Annotated in this window: 17 protein-coding genes; 9 read left to right on the top strand and 8 right to left on the bottom strand. The window is 65.4% G+C overall.

All coding sequences use genetic code 11. The features are described 5' to 3' along the window. Nucleotides 1-97: 97 nt before the first annotated feature. From FJ988_RS29630 to FJ988_RS29645, 5 genes are all read right to left on the bottom strand, one after another. Nucleotides 98-1,381 (bottom strand): GNAT family N-acetyltransferase, encoded by a 1,284-nt coding sequence (locus FJ988_RS29630; protein ID WP_140822747.1) that lies wholly within the window; start codon nucleotides 1,379-1,381, stop codon nucleotides 98-100. Further along, the gene (locus FJ988_RS29635) at nucleotides 1,381-2,784 is read right to left on the bottom strand and encodes a lipopolysaccharide biosynthesis protein (protein ID WP_140822815.1); all 1,404 of its coding nucleotides are present in this window, start codon (nucleotides 2,782-2,784) and stop codon (nucleotides 1,381-1,383) included. The genes FJ988_RS29630 and FJ988_RS29635 overlap by 1 nt, the downstream gene beginning before the upstream one ends. A gap of 318 nt (nucleotides 2,785-3,102) precedes the next feature. After that, the gene (locus FJ988_RS29640) at nucleotides 3,103-3,555 is read right to left on the bottom strand and encodes a hypothetical protein (RefSeq protein ID WP_246688699.1); all 453 of its coding nucleotides are present in this window, start codon (nucleotides 3,553-3,555) and stop codon (nucleotides 3,103-3,105) included. Nucleotides 3,556-3,716: 161 nt separating this feature from the next. Continuing rightward, a complete protein-coding gene (locus FJ988_RS31005) occupies nucleotides 3,717-3,866 on the bottom strand; it encodes a hypothetical protein (RefSeq protein WP_181183722.1) in 150 nt (49 codons plus the stop codon). 109 nt (nucleotides 3,867-3,975) lie between these two features. Further along, nucleotides 3,976-4,248, bottom strand: a complete 273-nt coding sequence (locus FJ988_RS29645) for a DUF4242 domain-containing protein (protein ID WP_095767571.1) — start codon at nucleotides 4,246-4,248, stop codon at nucleotides 3,976-3,978. A 236-nt stretch (nucleotides 4,249-4,484) separates the two neighbouring features. Here FJ988_RS29645 and FJ988_RS29650 point away from each other — a divergent pair, with 236 nt between their 5' ends. Then, nucleotides 4,485-7,070: an AAA family ATPase gene (locus tag FJ988_RS29650; RefSeq protein ID WP_140822750.1), complete on the top strand. Its 2,586-nt coding sequence runs from the start codon at nucleotides 4,485-4,487 to the stop codon at nucleotides 7,068-7,070. 97 nt (nucleotides 7,071-7,167) lie between these two features. On the opposite strand, the gene secA is transcribed toward FJ988_RS29650, so the two are convergent. Beyond that, a complete protein-coding gene (secA, locus tag FJ988_RS29655; RefSeq protein WP_140822752.1) occupies nucleotides 7,168-9,900 on the bottom strand; it encodes a preprotein translocase subunit SecA in 2,733 nt (910 codons plus the stop codon). A 264-nt stretch (nucleotides 9,901-10,164) separates the two neighbouring features. On the opposite strand from secA, the gene FJ988_RS29660 reads away from it, so the two are divergent. Continuing rightward, a complete protein-coding gene (locus FJ988_RS29660) occupies nucleotides 10,165-11,091 on the top strand; it encodes a peptidylprolyl isomerase (RefSeq protein ID WP_140822754.1) in 927 nt (308 codons plus the stop codon). 52 nt (nucleotides 11,092-11,143) lie between these two features. Here FJ988_RS29660 and FJ988_RS29665 read toward each other — a convergent pair whose 3' ends face one another. Continuing rightward, a complete protein-coding gene (locus FJ988_RS29665; RefSeq protein ID WP_140822756.1) occupies nucleotides 11,144-11,740 on the bottom strand; it encodes a TetR/AcrR family transcriptional regulator in 597 nt (198 codons plus the stop codon). 186 nt (nucleotides 11,741-11,926) lie between these two features. Here FJ988_RS29665 and argJ point away from each other — a divergent pair, with 186 nt between their 5' ends. The 5 genes from argJ (at nucleotide 11,927) to FJ988_RS29690 (ending at nucleotide 15,146) form a co-directional block, all read left to right on the top strand. Then, nucleotides 11,927-13,168: a bifunctional glutamate N-acetyltransferase/amino-acid acetyltransferase ArgJ gene (argJ, locus tag FJ988_RS29670; RefSeq protein ID WP_140822758.1), complete on the top strand. Its 1,242-nt coding sequence runs from the start codon at nucleotides 11,927-11,929 to the stop codon at nucleotides 13,166-13,168. 29 nt (nucleotides 13,169-13,197) lie between these two features. Next, nucleotides 13,198-13,947: an N-acetyltransferase gene (locus FJ988_RS29675; protein WP_140822817.1), complete on the top strand. Its 750-nt coding sequence runs from the start codon at nucleotides 13,198-13,200 to the stop codon at nucleotides 13,945-13,947. After that, the gene (locus FJ988_RS29680; RefSeq protein ID WP_140822760.1) at nucleotides 13,944-14,366 is read left to right on the top strand and encodes a (deoxy)nucleoside triphosphate pyrophosphohydrolase; all 423 of its coding nucleotides are present in this window, start codon (nucleotides 13,944-13,946) and stop codon (nucleotides 14,364-14,366) included. Before FJ988_RS29675 ends, FJ988_RS29680 begins: the two co-directional genes overlap by 4 nt. Before the next feature lie 170 nt (nucleotides 14,367-14,536). Further along, nucleotides 14,537-14,851, top strand: a complete 315-nt coding sequence (locus FJ988_RS29685) for a hypothetical protein (protein ID WP_140822818.1) — start codon at nucleotides 14,537-14,539, stop codon at nucleotides 14,849-14,851. A 112-nt stretch (nucleotides 14,852-14,963) separates the two neighbouring features. Further along, nucleotides 14,964-15,146 carry a Flp family type IVb pilin gene (locus FJ988_RS29690; protein WP_140822820.1) on the top strand — a complete coding sequence of 61 codons (183 nt, stop codon included), beginning with the start codon at nucleotides 14,964-14,966 and terminating at the stop codon, nucleotides 15,144-15,146. A gap of 121 nt (nucleotides 15,147-15,267) precedes the next feature. Here FJ988_RS29690 and FJ988_RS29695 read toward each other — a convergent pair whose 3' ends face one another. Next, nucleotides 15,268-16,137 carry a methyltransferase domain-containing protein gene (locus tag FJ988_RS29695; protein WP_140822762.1) on the bottom strand — a complete coding sequence of 290 codons (870 nt, stop codon included), beginning with the start codon at nucleotides 16,135-16,137 and terminating at the stop codon, nucleotides 15,268-15,270. 63 nt (nucleotides 16,138-16,200) lie between these two features. Here FJ988_RS29695 and FJ988_RS29700 point away from each other — a divergent pair, with 63 nt between their 5' ends. Both FJ988_RS29700 and grxC read left to right on the top strand, forming a co-directional pair. After that, the gene (locus FJ988_RS29700; protein ID WP_140822764.1) at nucleotides 16,201-17,001 is read left to right on the top strand and encodes a ComF family protein; all 801 of its coding nucleotides are present in this window, start codon (nucleotides 16,201-16,203) and stop codon (nucleotides 16,999-17,001) included. A 76-nt stretch (nucleotides 17,002-17,077) separates the two neighbouring features. Further along, the gene (gene grxC / locus FJ988_RS29705; protein WP_140822766.1) at nucleotides 17,078-17,341 is read left to right on the top strand and encodes a glutaredoxin 3; all 264 of its coding nucleotides are present in this window, start codon (nucleotides 17,078-17,080) and stop codon (nucleotides 17,339-17,341) included.

Here is a 17,341-nt window from a genome sequence, read left to right on the forward strand (position 1 = left end):
CGCGGGTCGCCGTTCCCCGCAACCGGCGAACCGCTCTATCTCTTTGTTTTTGCGCAATTCCGAACGGAAAACCGCTCACACTTTTCCTGGAATTGCTTTAGCGCCTTTTCAGCAGGCTTCGCATGCGGTTGCGCAGGATGCGGGCCATGTTGCGGGTCTCGCGGTAGAGATGCAGCTGCGAGGCCGCCTGGCGGGCCAGGCGATCGGCGTCCGGCGTCAGGCCGATCACCAGCGTGCCCATCGGCTTGCGCTCGCTCCACAGCCGGCTCATCACCGGGTGGTCGGGCACCGCGCAGGAATCGGTCATGACGATGTTGGGATCGTCGAGATGCTGCTTCGTCACCTCGATCATCAGAAGCGTGCCCGGCGAAAAGGCGGCGAGCGTCTCGTCATATGCGGTCTTCCAGGTGTACGCGACACTGGCTTCGACGAAGACGACCAGACAGGCGATGGTGCGCCCGTCAAGCGTCAGCGAGTGGATGCGGCACATGTCTTGCTCGGCCAGCCGGTGCACCGCCTCGCGGGCGAAGGCGGCGCGGTAGCGGTCGATAGCCATCGCCGTACGCTCGCGGCCCTTCCAGCCGGCCGCCTCCAGCGTCAGGAAGGCTTCGATGGCGTGGCGGATCTCGTCCGGTCCGCGCGCCACGACATGCTCCAGCCTGCCCTGGTCGGCAAGCCGGCGCTTGAGGCGGCGGAACTCGCGATAATGATGCGCGCGTAGCGAGATTTTGAGATACTCATCGCCCTCGGCGTCTGTCTGCAGCGCCGGGCGCTCGACCTTGCCGGTGGTCACCATCGTCAGGCCGCGGCTGTCGGCAAAGGATGTCAGCAGGCTTGCCACCGGACCGTCCAGCCTGATGTCGGGCAGCACAAAGACCTTGGGCAGCTTGAGATGCGGCCGCGACAGCATCGAGAAGAAATCCTCGATGACGCCGACCGGATCGTCGCGGTCGACCAGCGGCGTGCCGAGCGGGCCGAACGGGCTCGACCAAGTGCGCATCACCGGAACGCCGAGCGGGATTGCCGGCCGCTCGACCGAGAACGGCACCAGGAGCCGCAGGCGGTTGCGGTACTCGTCGCCGTCGCGGATCACGGCCAGCCTGACCTCGCGGTCTTCCAGCCGGGGCATTGCCGGGGCCAGGAAGCGCGGGTTGAAGAAGACGTTGGGCTCGATGGTGCGGGCGCTGAGATAGTCGAGCTCTTCGACGAGATCGAAGCCGGCCGAGGCCGGATAGATGGCGAGCTTCCGCTCCGGGCGGTTGTTGGCGAAGATCTCGACATGGACGGGGTCGGCCTCGCGCGCCAGGCCGGCAAGATTGGAGACCATGGCGCCGGCGGGGCCGCCGCTGGTCTCTTCGAGCAACGGGACGGCGGCGGCCATCAGGCGACTTCCTTCTTTGCGGGCACGAAGATGAGCATGACGATGCCGAGCTTGCGCCAGACGGTGAAGGACAGCGCGCTCGCCTCGAAGACCATGGCGAGGCTGGTGGCGATCGCCGCGCCCCAGAGGCCGAAGAGCGGGATGAGGATGACGTTGAGGCCGATGTTGAGCGCCAGCGTCATGGCATAGACGGCGGCGCAGATGTTCTGGTTGCCGCTCATCGTCAGAAGGCTCTCGCAGGGGCCGACGGCGGCGCGCGCCACGACGCCGAGCACCAGCAGGAACAGCAGCGGATAGCCGGCGGTGAATTCGGGGCCGAACAGCACCAGCATCGGCTCGCCGAGCACCAGCACCAGCAGCGCCATCGCGAGCGACGGCCAGAACGTCCAGGACACGGTCTCGCGGGCGAAGGCGGCGAGCCTGTCAGGATCGCCATGGGTGAACTGCGCGTAGCGCTGGGCAACGCCGGCCTTGACCGCGAAATAGACGAAATGCACCAGCGCTAGCGTCTTCACCGTGGCGAAATAGACGGCGACGTCGTTGGGAGCCATATAGGCGCCGACCATCAGCACGTCGGCATTGGTGAGCAGGAAGAAGAAGCTCTCGACCAGGAAGATCGGCAGCGAGACGAGGATCCACTGGCCGAAATGCACTTTCATCGGTCCGGCCGGGACCTTCTTTTCCATGCGCGAGGTGACCGCCATCAGCTGGCCGAGCGTGGTGACGTAGGTCGCGGCGATCGAGGCGAAGATCGCGGTCTTGGCGTCGGGCTCGTAATGCAGGCCAAGCATCAGCGCCATGAACGCCAGGATCAGTACCGGCCGCACCAGATAGGTAGGCGAGAGCGCCAGCAGCGCCCAGGAATTGGCCCGTGCCAGCCCTTGCAAAAGGTCGCCCAGCGCGATCATCGGCAGGCATATGACGCCGAGGATGAAGGGGATGACGTAGTAGTTCTCGATCCAGTCCGAGGCGAGCCAGACGCCCAGCGCGCCGAGGCCGGCGATCAGCGTCGAGGCGACGAGCACGAAGAGCCGGCTGGCCAGCACAATGCCGCGCAATTCGGCCAGCATGCCGCGCTCGCGATATTCGGGGATGAAGCGGATCACCGACGTGTGGAAGCCGAGGCAGGCGAGGTTGCCGACGATCACCATCGTCACCCAGACCAGCACCGAGATGCCGTATTCGAACGAGCCCATCCAGCGCGCCATCAGCACCTGGCTGACGAAGGCGATGAAGGCGCTGATGATGCGGATGGAGAAGGCGATCAGCGACATGCGCCCTGCTTCGCCGCGCTCGTCGGCGGTGAACAGCACGGCATCGATGCGGCCAAGCAGCGGCTTTATGCGCAGCGCCCAGCGCTGCGGCAAAAACCGCCCGGCAGTCGTCGCCGCGGAAAAGCGCACCCAGAACTCTCCGTTTTCCGCCATTTTCCAGTGTTTGGGTCTATCCGAAACACCTTAAGAAAGGGTGGGTGAGGGGCTTCCGTCTCCCCGTCACTATGCGGGGAGAAGGTGCCGGCAGGCGGATGAGGGGCGGCGCCGGCTTTCGGAGGTTTGGGGTGAGTAACGTGTCGAAGAGGGTTCTTTGCGGGCGGTTCCTAAACAGAGGGCCCATCGTCTGTCGGATACAAGCGGGGGCAAAATGCAAACGCCGGCGCCGCCCCTCATCCGGCCCTTCGGGCCACCTTCTCCCCGTGAAACGGGGAGAAGGAAGAGGGAGCTTCACATCCCCTTCATCGCGTCGCACGACACATTCGGGTTCATGTCGGCGAAGGCGCCGGTGGGGTTCGGTTTCCAGGCCCAGACATGCAGTTCGTAGAACGGGCCGAGGCCGTAGCGGTTGGGTGCGGTGTTGAAGTTGAACAGGTGGCCTTCGAGCGAGGCCGGGCCCTTGGCGGTGATGTATTCGACGGCGATCAGCTTCAGCGTGCCGTCGGCCATCGGCTCGTACATCACCGCCTCGGGCTTGGCGACGTCGACCGCGTCGTCCTTGAGGTAAGCGGCATTGACATAGTGGATGCCCATGGCGCCGCCGGTCAGGCCGCTGGCGCAGGGGATCGGCGCGTAGCCTTCGGCCTTGGCCACCGCGACGTCCTCGAAGCGGCTGTCGAGCGCCCGCACCTTTTCGGCGAGCGGGTTGACGGTCTCCGCCGTCGCCGCGCCGGCGAGAAGCATAAGGGCGGAGGCAGAGGCGCCGATGAGGCCTCGGGTCAAACTGTGAATGCTCATTCTTCTCTCCAATTCGGTTGCGGCGCGCAGGCGTTGGCCGGCTGGTCAAGGCCAGCTCCGAACGCCTGCAGCGCCGATCGGTAAAGGGATGGTCGCCGATCCCTGGATCAGCGCTGATGCCACCAATATTCCCAGTATTCGCGCGGCAGTTCCCGCTCCGCGAGGCCGATGTCGCGCTTCAAATAGTCGTCCTGCGGAGGCAGGAGGCGGCGCCGGTTTCGCAAGGACGAAAACAGCGCCGCCACGGCCCGTCGCATGAAGCCGCGCCGTGGCAAGGTGTCCGCCGCGGCGGATGCACTCTTGCCGTCCGGGATGGCATCAGGTCCGCCGGCGACGGGAATGGTCTGACTGGCACGATCCGTCCGGTCAGCGATAAAAGTAGGGGTCGAGGACCCGCACCTCCGTGATCTTGTCGACGGGCAGCGAATTCTTCTGCGCCGTGCTGCGGATCGCCTCGGGCGAGGGCGCATCATAGATGCAGAAGCTCTTCGACTTGTCCGGCGAGACGAAGGATTGGACCCAGGTCACGCCCTTTTCGGCGTTGCGGGCGATGACGCCGCCCATCGCGGTTGCGCCGGCATCGTTCATCGGCACGTGAAGCCCGTCGGGGAAGGTGCGTTCAATCAGATAACGAGGCACGATCGTTTTCCTTTCGTTGCTGCGCCCGAGTTTGAGCGCGACCCGACAGAAACCAGCTTCGGACAAGCCGCGCATCGGCGCCTTTCCCCATATTTGGCGGGACGATTCCCTATCTCAGCAGCGTTGTATCTGTGGAAGTGGGCACCCAAATGTGTGGAAGGTCACATTTCCGTCCGGCCTTACGGGCTATCCGAGCGGCGCCCGCCGCGACAACATTCCAATAGGCGAGAGTGACGATGCTTCTGGAAAGACAGGCGCAGCTGAAGCAACTGGAAGCCCTGCTGGCCGACGCCATGCAAGGCCATGGCCGCGTCGTGGCGCTATCGGGCGAGGCCGGCGCCGGCAAGACGACACTGGTCGAGGCGTTCATGCAGCGGATGGCGCCGGGCGCCGCGCTGTTGCGCAGCGCCTGCGAGGACCTTTCGATCCCCGATCCGCTCGGTGCGCTCTACGATCTCGCGCGCGAGGCGGGCTGGGAGCTGCCACAGGCGATCGACGCCAGGCAGGGGCAAAGGCTGCCGCTCTTTTCCGACGCGCTCGACGTTTTCGAGACCAAGGGGCCAAGCGTCCTGGTCATCGAAGACCTGCATTGGGCGGACGATGCGACGCTCGATTTCGTCCGCTTCCTCGGCCGGCGCATCGCGACCACGCATATCCTGCTTCTGGTGACAGCGCGGACCGACCGCAGCGAGGGCCAGATGCGGGTTCGGCGCGCGCTGGGCGAAATCCCGGCCGGCAATATCCAGCGCATCGAAGTTCCCTTGCTCAGCGAGACGGCGGTGCTGTCGCTTGCCGCGGCCGCCGGTCGCGACGGCGGCGCCATCTATCGCGCCACGGCGGGCAATGCCTTCTTCGTGACGGAGCTGCTGGCGGCGGAGAAAGACAGCCTGCTGCCGGTCAGCGTGCGCGACGCGGTGCTGTCGCGCGCCGAACGGCTTTCGTCCGGCGCCCGCTCGATGCTCGACGCGGTCTCGGTGTTTCCGCGCCGCGCCGATGCCTGGGCGCTGAGCGGGGTTTGCGGCATTGCCGCCGCCGGGCAACTTGCCGAGTGTGTCGCCAACGGCCTGCTCGAGGATTTCGGCGACGGCTATGCCTTCCGGCACGAGATCGCCCGCACGGCCATCGAGATGGCGCTGACGCCGAGCAAGCGCCGCGAATACAATGAACGGGCGCTGGCGGCGTTGCGGGAAAATCCGCAGGTCGCCACCGCAAGGCTGGTGCATCACGCCGTGGAGGCGCAGAACCTGGATGTGGTGCGCGAGCTCGCGCCGGTCGCCGCGCGCGAAGCGTCCCGCGTCGGCGCGCATCGCGATGCTGCCGGCTATTATGAGGTCGCGTTGCGCTACGCCGATATCCTGCCGCTGGAAAAGCGGGCCGAGCTCTATGAGGGCCATGCCTTCGAGTGCCATCTGATCGGCCGCATCGACGCGGCGATGGAGGCGCAGGGCCGGGCGCGCCAACTGCGCCAGGCGCTGGGCGATCGGCTCAAGGAAGGCGACAGCCTCAGATGCCTGTCGCGCTTTGCCTATCTGCTCGGCGACCGCGAGGCAGCGGACCGTCTCGGGGCGCAGGCGGTGGAGCTCCTGGAAACGGCGCCCGACAGCCCGGAATTGGCGATGGCCTATTCCAACCTGTCGCAGTTAGCGATGCTGGCCGAGCGGCTCGAAGAGACGCTTGCCCAGGGCGGCAAGGCTGTCGCGCTGGCGGAGCGGCTCAACCGGCCGGACATTCTATGTCACGCCCTCAACAATGTCGGCGCCGCCGGGCAGTGGCTGGATTTTCGTAAAGGACGACGCGACCTCGCCCGCAGCCTCGGCATCGCGTTGTCGGGAAATTTCCAGGAGCATGCGGCGCGCGCCTTCACCAACTGCGCCTGCGTCGAGTTGAACAGCTTCAACCTTGCCGAGGCCGGATCGTTTCTCGATCGCGGCATCGCCTATTGCGTCGAGAACGATCTCGCGACATGGCGCGACTACATGCGCGGCGTGCAGGCGCAGCTTCTGGTCCGGCGCGGCTTGTGGGACGACGCCGCGAGCCTGGCGCATGAGGTTGTCGACGACGATGCAACAACGCCGCTGGTGCGCTATCCGTCGCTGGTGGCGCTGGCAAGGCTGCGCATCCGCCGCGGCGACCCGTCGGCCGAGCCGGTCGTCGAAGAGATGAAGCGCTTCCTGGACAAGGGCATGGAGCTGCAGCGGCTGGTGGCCTTCGCCGAAGTGATGGCGGAGCTGGCCTGGCTCGGCCAGGGCGACAGGCATGAAGCGCTGCGCCTGATCGCGCTGGCCGAAAGCCTGGCGCCGACACCGGCGGTGCTCGGCGAGCTGGCGACCTGGCGGCAGCTGCTGGCGCCGGACAGCGATCCCGGCCGGACCGACGGCATGGCCGAGCCGCATCGCTTGCAATTGGCTGGCGATTGGCGCGGCGCCACCGCGCTATGGGCCGACATGGGCGCGCCTTTCGAACAGGGCATGGCCTTGCTGCAGGGCGACCAGGCGGCGCAGCGCGAGGCGCTCGCCATCTTCGAGGAACTTGGCGCGATGCCGGTCGCGCAGCACGTCCGCGGCCTCATGCGCGAAAGCGGTGTCAGCCATATCGCCAGAGGACCGCGGCAGGCGACACGCGCCAACCAGGCGGGTCTTACGGAGCGCCAGATGGAGGTGCTGCAGCTTCTCGATCGCGGCTTTTCCAACAAGAAGATCGCCGCGCAGCTGACCATCTCGCCAAAGACGGTCGATCACCATGTCTCGGCGGTGCTGGAGAAGCTGGAAGTGATCTCGCGCGGCGAGGCGGCGGCGGCCGCGCGGAGTTCGGGGCTGTTGTGAGGGTATTTCGCTAGGATTTCGGAACGCCGGCGCTGCCCCTCATCCGCCCTTCGGGCACCTTCTCCCCGTATAGTGACGGGGAGAAGGAAAAGAGGCGTCAGGCAAACGTGCCGTGGCAGTGCTTGTACTTCTTGCCGGAGCCGCAGGGACAGGCCTCGTTGCGGCCGACCTTGCCCCAGGTCGAAGGGTTGTTCGGATCGCGGTTTTCGGGGGCGACGACGGCGTTGGTGTCCTGGCGCATGAGAACCGCGGTCTCGCCGCCTTGGAAATCGTCCTCGCCGGTGGTGCCGTCGATGTGGGAGCCGAACATGTCGGGGGCTTCAGGCGGCGGCGCTTCGGCGGCCTGGCGGACCAGCTCGACGCGCATCAGCTGCGCGGTGACGGCCTGCTCAAGATTGCCAAGCATGGCCTGGAACAGCTCGAAGGCCTCGCCCTTGTACTCCTGCAGCGGGTCGCGCTGGGCGTAGCCGCGGAAGCCGACGACCGAGCGCAGATGGTCGAGATTGACGATGTGCTCGCGCCACAGATGATCGAGCGTCTGCAGCAGCACCGAGCGCTCGACATAGGTCATGACGTCGGGGCCGAAACGGTCGGCGCGTTCCTTGGCGGCGGCGTTGGCGGCGGCCGTGATGCGCTCGCGTATGTCGTCCTCGGCAATGCCCTCTTCCTTGACCCAGTCCTCCACCGGCAGGTCGAGATTCAGGTACTGCGCCACTTCCTCCTTGAGGCCGGTGACGTTCCACTGCTCGGCATAGGCATTTTCGGGAATGTTCTTGGCGACGACGTCCTCGATGACGCCGTCGCGCATTTCGGCGACGGTTTCGGCCAGACCTTCTCCGTCCATCAGCTCGATGCGCCGCTGGAACACCGCCTTGCGCTGGTCGTTGGAAACGTCGTCATATTTCAAGAGGTTCTTGCGGATGTCGAAGTTGCGCGCCTCGACCTTCTTCTGCGCCTTTTCCAGCGCCTTGTTGATCCAGGGATGGATGATCGCTTCATCTTCCTTGAGGCCGAGCTTCTGCAGCATGCCGTCCATGCGCTCGGAGCCGAAGATGCGCATCAAATCGTCCTGCAGCGACAGGTAGAATTTCGAGCGGCCGGGGTCGCCCTGACGTCCCGAGCGGCCCCGCAGCTGGTTGTCGATGCGGCGCGATTCATGGCGCTCGGTGGCAAGCACATAAAGGCCGCCGGCGGCGAGCGCCTTTTCCTTCAGCCGTTCGATATCGTCGTTGATCGCCTTTTCGCGTGCCTCGCGCTCGGGTCCGGCCGGCATGTCGCCGAGTTCCTCGGCGATGCGCATCTCGGCATTGCCGCCGAGCTTGATGTCGGTGCCGCGTCCCGCCATGTTGGTGGCGATGGTGATGGCTCCGGGCTTGCCGGCCTGAGCGACGATGGATGCCTCGCGCTCGTGATGGCGGGCGTTGAGCACTTCGAAGTCCTTCAGCCCGTCCTTGCGCAGGCGCTCGGCCAGTTGTTCGGACTTCTCGATCGAGGTGGTGCCGACCAGGATCGGCTGGCCGCGCTCGCGGGCGTCGCGGATCTCCTTGACGATCGCCTTGTATTTTTCGTCGACCGTACGGTAGACCTCGTCGTCCTCGTCCTTGCGGGCGACAGGCAGGTTGGTCGGGATCTCGGTGACCTCGAGGCCGTAGATGTTGCCGAATTCCTCGGCCTCGGTCAGCGCCGTGCCGGTCATGCCGGCAAGCTTCTTGTAGAGGCGGAAATAGTTCTGGAAGGTGACGGAGGCCAGCGTCTGGTTCTCCGGCTGGATCTGCACATGCTCCTTGGCCTCGAGCGCCTGGTGCAGGCCTTCCGAGTAACGGCGTCCCGGCATCATGCGGCCGGTGAACTCGTCGATGATGACGATCTCGCCGTTGCGCACGATGTAGTCCCTGTCCTTCTGGAACAGGAGATGCGCCTTCAGCGCGTTGTTGACGTGATGGACGATGGCGACGTTCTCGACGTCGTAGAGTGACTCGCCCTTCAGAAGGCCCGCCGCGGTCAGCAGGTTTTCGAGCTTCTCGGTGCCTTCCTCGGTGAAGATCGTCGTCTTCTGCTTCTCGTCGACCTCATAGTCGGCCGGGCCGAGCTTCAGCATGAAGGCGTCGATGGTGTTGTACATTTCCGAACGATCTTCGAGCGGACCGGAAATGATCAGCGGCGTGCGCGCTTCGTCGACCAGGATCGAGTCCACCTCGTCGACGATGGCGTAGTCGTGGCCACGCTGCACCATCTGCGCGCGCTCGTATTTCATGTTGTCGCGCAGATAGTCGAAGCCGAGTTCGTTGTTGGTGGCGTAGGTGACGTCGCAGGCATAGGCCTCGCGGCGCTCGTCGTCGGAGAGGCCGTGGACGATGATGCCGACGGTGAGGCCGAGGAACTTATAGACGCGGCCCATCCATTCGGCGTCGCGGCTGGCCAGGTAGTCGTTGACGGTGACCACGTGGACGCCCTTTTCGGCCAGGGCGTTGAGGTAGACCGGCAGAGTGGCGACCAGCGTCTTGCCCTCGCCGGTGCGCATCTCGGCGATGCCGCCATTGTGGAGCACCATGCCGCCGATCAATTGTACGTCAAAAGGCCGCATGCCGAGCACACGGCGGGCCGCTTCGCGCACCGTAGCGAAGGCCGGGACCAGGAGATCATCGAGCGAAGCGCCGTTGGCGAGATCCTGGCGGAATTTTTCCGTGCGGCCTCTGAGCTCGGCGTCGGAAAGCGCCCGCATCTCGTTTTCCATGGCGTTGATGGCTTCGACCCTGGGCCGAGTCGACTTGACTCGGCGGTCGTTTGAGGAGCCGAAAACCTTACGCGCGAGAGCGCCGAGACTGACCATCCAATGGCCCTTTCGATAGTAGTTTTAGCCGTTTGCGACAGGCGCCTGGCGGGCCCATCAAATCCGCGTGAATGCGGACAAACGCAAAAAGCGCCCGGAAAACGGTTCTGGACGCCAAGTCGTTGGACAGATAAGAGGGGGCTCAATCGATGTCAACGCTGCGTTAGCCCTATGGGCCACGCCAAATTCCGCCACAATCCGACTGATCTGGAACCCTTCCGCTCACGCGATCCTTATTGGCAATCCCCATTGGAGTTTATCTTGATGTCCTTGTCGTTCCGCCGTGCCTCGCTCGCCAGCCTTGGCCTGGCCTTCGGGCTTTCGGCTTTCTGCCTGTCGCTGGCGATGGCGCAGGATAACACGCAGGCGCCCGCCCAGCCGGATGCCGCCGCCGCCGCTCCCGCGGCCCCTGTCGATCCGAATGCCGTGGTTGCCACCGTCAATGGCGAGAAGCTGACCGAGGCCGATCTTCAGCTCGCCGAAGGCGAACTTTCGCAGCAATTCGCGCAATTGCCGCCGGAACAGCGCCGCGCAGCAGCGCTTTCGGCCGCGATCGAGATCCGCGTCATGGCCAAGAAGGCGGTCGATGCCGGCCTCGACAAGGATCCCGACTTCCAGCGCCGCATGGCCTTCCTGCAGGCGCGCGCCCTGCATGGCGAGGTCGTCGAGAAGGAAGTCGTCGACAAGGTGACGGACGCCGAAGTGCGCGCCCGCTACGACCAGGAAATCGCCAACACGCCGCCGGTCAACGAAATCCACGCTCGTCACATCCTCGTGAAGACGAAGGAAGAAGCGGACGCGATCATCAAGCAGCTCGACGGCGGCGCCGATTTCCAGAAGCTCGCCAACGAACACACCAGCGACCCGAGCGGCAAGACCAATGGCGGCGACCTCGGCTGGTTCGGCCCGGGGCAGATGGTGCCGGAATTCGACAAGGCGGCTTTTGCGCTCGAGGTCGGCAAATATTCGAAGGAGCCGGTGCAGTCGCAGTTCGGCTGGCACGTCATCAAGGTCGAGGACAAGCGCGCCAAGCAGCCGCCGGCCTTCGACGACGTCAAGGACCAGGCCAAGCAGGCGGTGATCCGCGACAAGTATTTCGCCATGGTGAAGGACCTGCGCGCCGCCGCCAAGGTCGAGATCCCGGACGCGAAGCTGAAAGCCGCGGTCGACACGATGGAGGCCGGCAAGTAATCCGGCCGGACCTGAAAAATGTGCAAAGGGCGCCTTCGGGCGCCCTTTCGCGTTATCGGGCTGGGGTTATTCCTCGGACAACATAGCGGACGGCGGCACGGATGGTCGCTTCGTCCTCGTCGAGGCGGTTGGTCAAGAGATGCCGCCAGGCGTAGGACGCGATCAGGTCGGCGACGATCTCGGCGTCGACATCCGCCGCCACCTCGCCGCGCGCCTTCGCGCGCTCGATGATGCGGCCGGTATGGCCGCGACGGCCTTTCGAATAGTCGGCAAGTGCTGACGCCGCCGTTTCATCGGATTGCGCCTCGGCGACCAGCGACCGGAAGACGTTGCCCGACGGGGTATCGCGCCAATGCGCGAACAGGTTCCTCAGGAAGCCGACGAGATCCTCTTCGATGTTGCCGGTGTCGGGCGTCTCGACACGCTTCTGCCGCTGATAGACCTCGATCAGCAGCGCCGCCTTGCTCGGCCACCAGCGGTAGATGGTCGGCTTGCCTGCCCGGGCGCGGCGCGCCACCGCCTCGATCGAGAAGCCGGAATAGCCTGCCTCGCGCAGCACCGCCTCGGCCGCCTCGATGATGGCGTCGGCGCTTTCCGGGTTGCGCTTGGCGCCGATCGATCTGCGCCCGCGAGCGGCGGTTTCACTCATCGAGGTATTCCTTAGCCGGTGAGTCGCACGCCAATCATATTGGCCCTGTCGATGAAACGGAACGCCGCGTTCCAAGGTTGCAAGCCATCGTTCGAGCCGACAAGGCGCGGCCAGAACGCCCCTTGCGCGGCGGCGCGCTATCGGGCAAACCGGCCTCCTTTCGCTTGATTGCCGCCCGGGGTTCCGATGTCCGCTACGATTTCGCCGCTCGCACCGAAGAAATATCCCAAAATGCCGGTCATCGAGGGTGTCCGCATCGCGACCGCGGAAGCCGGCATCAAGTACAAGGGCCGCACCGACCTGCTTGCCATGGTGTTCGATCCGGCCACGACCGTCGCCGGCGTCTTTACCAGGTCGAAATGCCCGTCGGCGCCGGTGGACTACTGCCGTCAGAACCTGCCCGCCGGCAAGGCGCGGGTGCTGGTGGTCAATTCCGGCAACGCCAATGCCTTCACCGGCAAGAAAGGCAAGGCGTCGACGACGCTGACGGGCGAAGCGGCGGCAAAGGCCGCGGGATGCTCGGAGAGCGAGGTGTTCCTGGCTTCGACCGGCGTCATCGGAGAGCCGCTCGACACCACCAAGTTCAGCCATCTCCTTGCCGGCCTGGTCAAAGACGGCAAGCCGGATTTCTGGACCGAGGCGGCCAAGGCGATCATGACCACCGATACCTATCCCAAGGTGGCGACGGCGACGGTGAAGCTCGGCGACGCCGACGTCACCATCAACGGGATCTCAAAGGGCGCCGGCATGATCGCGCCCGACATGGCGACGATGCTCTCCTTCATCGCCACCGACGCGCCGATCGCGGCTCCGGTGCTGCAGGACCTGTTGTCGCGCGGCACGGCCAAGACCTTCAATGCAGTCACCGTCGACAGCGACACCTCGACCAGCGACACGCTGCTCATCTTCGCCACTGGCAAGGCGGCCGCGCGCGGCGCGCCGGCGATCAGCGACCCCAAGGATGCGCGGCTCGGCGCCTTCCGCCGGGCGCTCGGCAAGGTGCTGAAGTCGCTGGCGCTGCAGGTGGTGCGCGACGGCGAGGGCGCGCGCAAGCAGGTCGAAGTCACCGTGACCGGCGCCAAATCGGCGCGCTCGGCCAAGCGAATCGCGCTTTCGATCGCCAATTCGCCGCTGGTCAAGACCGCAGTGGCCGGCGAGGACGCCAATTGGGGCCGCGTCGTCATGGCCGTCGGCAAGGCCGGCGAGCCGGCCGACCGCGACCGGCTGTCGATCTGGTTCGGCGACAACCGGCTGGCGCATGAGGGTGAGCGCGATCCGGCTTATTCGGAGGAGGCGACCTCGGCCTATATGAAGCGCGACGACATCCGCATCCGCGCCGATATCGGCATCGGCCGCGGCAAGGCTACGGTGTGGACCTGCGACCTCACCAAGGAATATGTCGCCATCAACGGCGACTACCGGAGCTGACGGCGCCCGTGTCCCGGCATCCGGCAAGCGTGCTTGCGGTCGTGCGCCGCTACGAGGCGGCGGGGTTTCGCGCCTGGCCCGCGGCCGCCGTTCATTATGACGGGACATGGGTGGTGCGGCTGACAGCCGGCCACCCGGCCAAGCGGCTGAACTCGGTCAATCCGCTCGATCCGGGCGACACGCATGCCATCGAGGAACGCATCGGCCGCGCTGCCCGGCGTTTCGACGCCTATGGACGGCCATTGACCTTCCGCATGTCGCCCTTGTCGGGGCAGGTCTTGTCAAAACATCTCGACGAGGCAGGCTGGAACCGGTTCGACGAATCGCTGGTGATGCGGCTGCCGCTGAAAGAGGCCGAGCTCGGCGCCGCCATGGACCAGATCCCGCTCAAGGACATCAGCCGCTTCATCGGCGCGTCGCTGAGGACAAGCGGCTCGGCCGCCTCGCTGCGGCCCGGCCTGTCGGAGGTCATCGGCGCCATCCAGCCGGAGGCGGGGCTGTTTGCGCTCGAGGACGGCAACGAGCCGCTGGCGACGCTGATCTGCGTTCATGACGGCGATCTTGCCGGGCTGTTCGAGATCGCCACCGAAGAGTCGGTCCGCAAGAAGGGCCATGGCCGCAACCTCATCCTGTCGGCGCTGAAGTGGGCGCGGCTGCGCGGCGCGCGCGAAGCCTGGCTGCAGGTCGAGGCCGGCAACGTCGCGGCGCTGGCGCTCTACCGCGCGCTCGGCTTCGAGGAAGTCTACCGCTACCACTATCGCAGGCCGCCCGGCGCATGAACGAGATCAAGACAGCGGGAAGGCGCCTGCTCCTGGTCGCGGCCTGTGCGCTGGTCGACGCGGATCGCCGCGTGCTGCTCGCGCAGCGCCCGGAGGGCAAGCAGCTAGCCGGCCTGTGGGAGTTCCCCGGCGGCAAGGTCGAGCCCGGCGAGACGCCGGAGGAGTGCCTGGTGCGCGAGCTGCATGAGGAACTCGGCATCGAGACCGAGATCCCATGCCTGGCGCCGCTCACCTTCGCCAGCCACAGCTACGACGATTTCCATCTCCTGATGCCGCTCTACGTCTGCCGCCGCTTCCGCGGCATCGCCCAGCCGAAGGAAGGCCAGGGGCTGAAGTGGGTCCGGCCAAAACAGATGCGCGACTATCCGATGCCGCCGGCGGACGCGCCGCTGATCCAGTTCCTCATCGATCTTTTGTGATTCGGCGACCGTGTCTTGAGGCAGTTCGCTGTCTCCGGGGAACGGCGAACGTTCGGCGCTTTTTCCGGAATTGCTTTAGCCAGCGTTAATGGAAGATTTATCTCGACGTGGAAAATTGAGTGCAGCCGTTTCGCGCGGCGACATCGTCTTTCCGAACGGGAAACACCGGCATGAGCCTTGACAGAGACTGGGACTCGATCCGGACCGATCGTAGCTTCCGCGCGGTGGATGCCGGCATGGGCGTGCTGCGGATCGCGCTGCTTTTCGGGTCGGCCGCGGTGGCGCTGGCCCTGATCGCAACGCCTTTCCTGGACAATGAAACCCGCTCGAGCGGTCGTGACACCTTCGCCGGTGGGCTGGATATGACCGCCACCGGATCGATCAGTCGTCGTGATACGTATACGCTTCGCCGCAGCGTGCTGCAGCCTTTTCCGAGCTCGATCTGCGTTATCCGCAATGACGGCAGCCGCAGCGGCGACTGCTGAATGGTTAATGATTTTTTTGGGACAGCGGCATTTCACCTGCCATTAAGCTTTTGCCGTTAACCTTTCTTAACGGATGACGCATTAGAATTTCTGCATGAGGGATTTGATGATCATGAAGAACCTGCTGCGGCAATTCATTGAAGACGAGACAGGCGCAACCGCAGTCGAATACGGCTTGATCGTCGCCGTGTTGTCGCTCGCCATCGTCGCCGGCATCGGTCGTGCCATGGACGCGCTGCAATTTCTGTTCAGCGACAACAACAGCCGGCTTGTCCAGATATTCGCCAATCACTAGGCCTAATGCATGTCGCCCAAAAGTGCCCCCGGTTTTGGGAGGACGACATGCATAAAAACAAAGACCTAAAGCGCGTCGCCTGAATCCGTTTCAACGCGACGCGCTTTAGGCAGTTCCGCAATCAGTAAGAGCGTTTCTCAAGGACGCTTTTGAGCGAGACCTTGGCCGATCCCGGCTTGAGCGGCTTTTGCTGGGACGCGTCGGGCGCCCAGCCGGACATCCAGACAATCGAAAAGCTGGCGCGGATGCGGCCGTCCGCGTCGGAAAACCTTTCGGCGTAGATTTCGGCGGCACGGGCGAACAGCCGTCTGCTGCCCGGCCGCCGGCTGCGGTCGACCAGCGGGCTGGTTTCGCCCATGGCGCGCAGATCGGCGGCAAGATCGAATAGCGTATCGTAGCGCACGGTCACCGTTTCGACATCGGCCACCGGCAACGCCAGGCCCGCGCGCTGCAGCAGCGCGCCGGCGTCGCGGACATCGGTGAAGGGCAGAACGCGCGGGCTGGCGCCGCCGTAAAGCTCGGTCTCGGCCGCGAGCAAGCTTTCGCGTAATTCGGCTAATGTGCCCGCGCCGGCGAAGGCGCCGAGGAAAAGTCCGTCGGGCCTCAGCGCCCGGCGGATTTGCGCGAGCATGCCGGGAATGTCGTTCGCCGCCTGCAGCGAGAGCAGGGAGACGACGAGATCGAGGCTCTCGGCCTCGAAAGGCACCGTCTCCGGCGGCGCCACGATGCCGGCCGCGCCGGCCAGAAAGGCCTTGTCGGCTTCCACGCGCAGGATTTCGATGGCTTTGCTGCTCTCGGCGACCACTTCGGATGCCGCCGGCGTCTGGCAAAACAGCATCGCCGCTTTTTGAAAACTGCGCTCGACCGCGCCCAGCCGGTCTGCGAGGTCTTCGGCCACCCGCCGCATCAGGAAATCGGCGCCCTCGACCGGGCGGGCGAGCGCCCGGCGCTTGTGCGCAAGCCAGAGCTCAGTGTCGATCAAGGGCTGCAAAGGCGGGTTCCTGTTGTCCGCGCATGGCGCATTGGTGCTATGGTGGCGCGGGGTTTCATTCACGTGGCCGATCCGCTGCACAAGATCAAGACCATCGCGGTCAAGGATATCGCCAGGCAGGCGCTGGCCTTGCCGGCGCGTCTGCTGTTTCCGCCGGTCTGCGCCGGCTGCCGTCGCCATGTGTCGCAGCCCGGCGTGCTGTGCGGTGCTTGTTGGCCGAAGCTGAGACTGCTGGAGAAACCTTGGTGCCCGGTGATGGGCACGCCTTTCACCCACGACATGGGCGAAGGGTTCCTGTCGGCGGAAGCGATCGCCGATCCGCCTCCTTTCGAGCGGGCGCGGGCCGCGGTGGTCTATTCGGGCGTTGCGCGGCAGATGGTGCAGGGGCTGAAATACCAGGACCGCACCGATCTCGCCCCGTGGATGGCGCGCTGGATGCTGCGCGCCGGCGCGGAGCTTATCGCCGAGGCCGACGTGGTCGTGCCGGTGCCGCTGCACTGGCGGCGCTTCTTCCGGCGGCAGTTCAACCAGTCGGCGGAACTGGCGCGGGCAATCTCGAAGCTGAGTGGCCTGCCCTACTCGCCGTCCGCGGTCAGGCGCGTCAAGCTGACACGCCAGCAGGTCGGGCTGGAGCGCCACGAGCGCGAGGAGAATGTGCGCGCCGCATTCCGCGTCGCGCCGGAGGCCGAGATCGAGATCGCCGGACGCCGGGTGCTGGTCATCGACGACGTCTACACCACGGGCGCCACCGTGAGGGCGCTCGCCAAGGCGCTGAAGCGCGGCGGAGCCGGCGCGGTCGACGTGCTCACCTTCGCGCGCGTCCTGCCGGGGGACTTCCGGGCCGATGAGTCCACGACTATATAGGCTTCGAGGGTTTGTTCAGGTGCATGCCGCTTCCGCGCAACCGTGGGGCGCCATGCACAGCAAGGATTGCCGGCGGATGGTCGATGTGACGATCTATACAAGGATGATGTGCGGCTACTGCACCGCCGCCAAGCGGCTGCTCGACCGCAAGGGAGTGACCTATACCGAGCACGATGCGTCCTTCTCGCCGGAACTGCGCCAGGAAATGATTTCCAAGGCGCGTGGGCGAACCACTTTTCCGCAGATTTTCATCGGCGACACGCATGTCGGCGGCTGCGATGACCTCCATGACCTGGAGGAGCAGGGCCGGCTCGACATGCTTTTGGCCAACGGGAGATGA

This window comes from Mesorhizobium sp. CU3 (assembly GCF_006442965.1).
GTDB lineage: Bacteria > Pseudomonadota > Alphaproteobacteria > Rhizobiales > Rhizobiaceae > Mesorhizobium.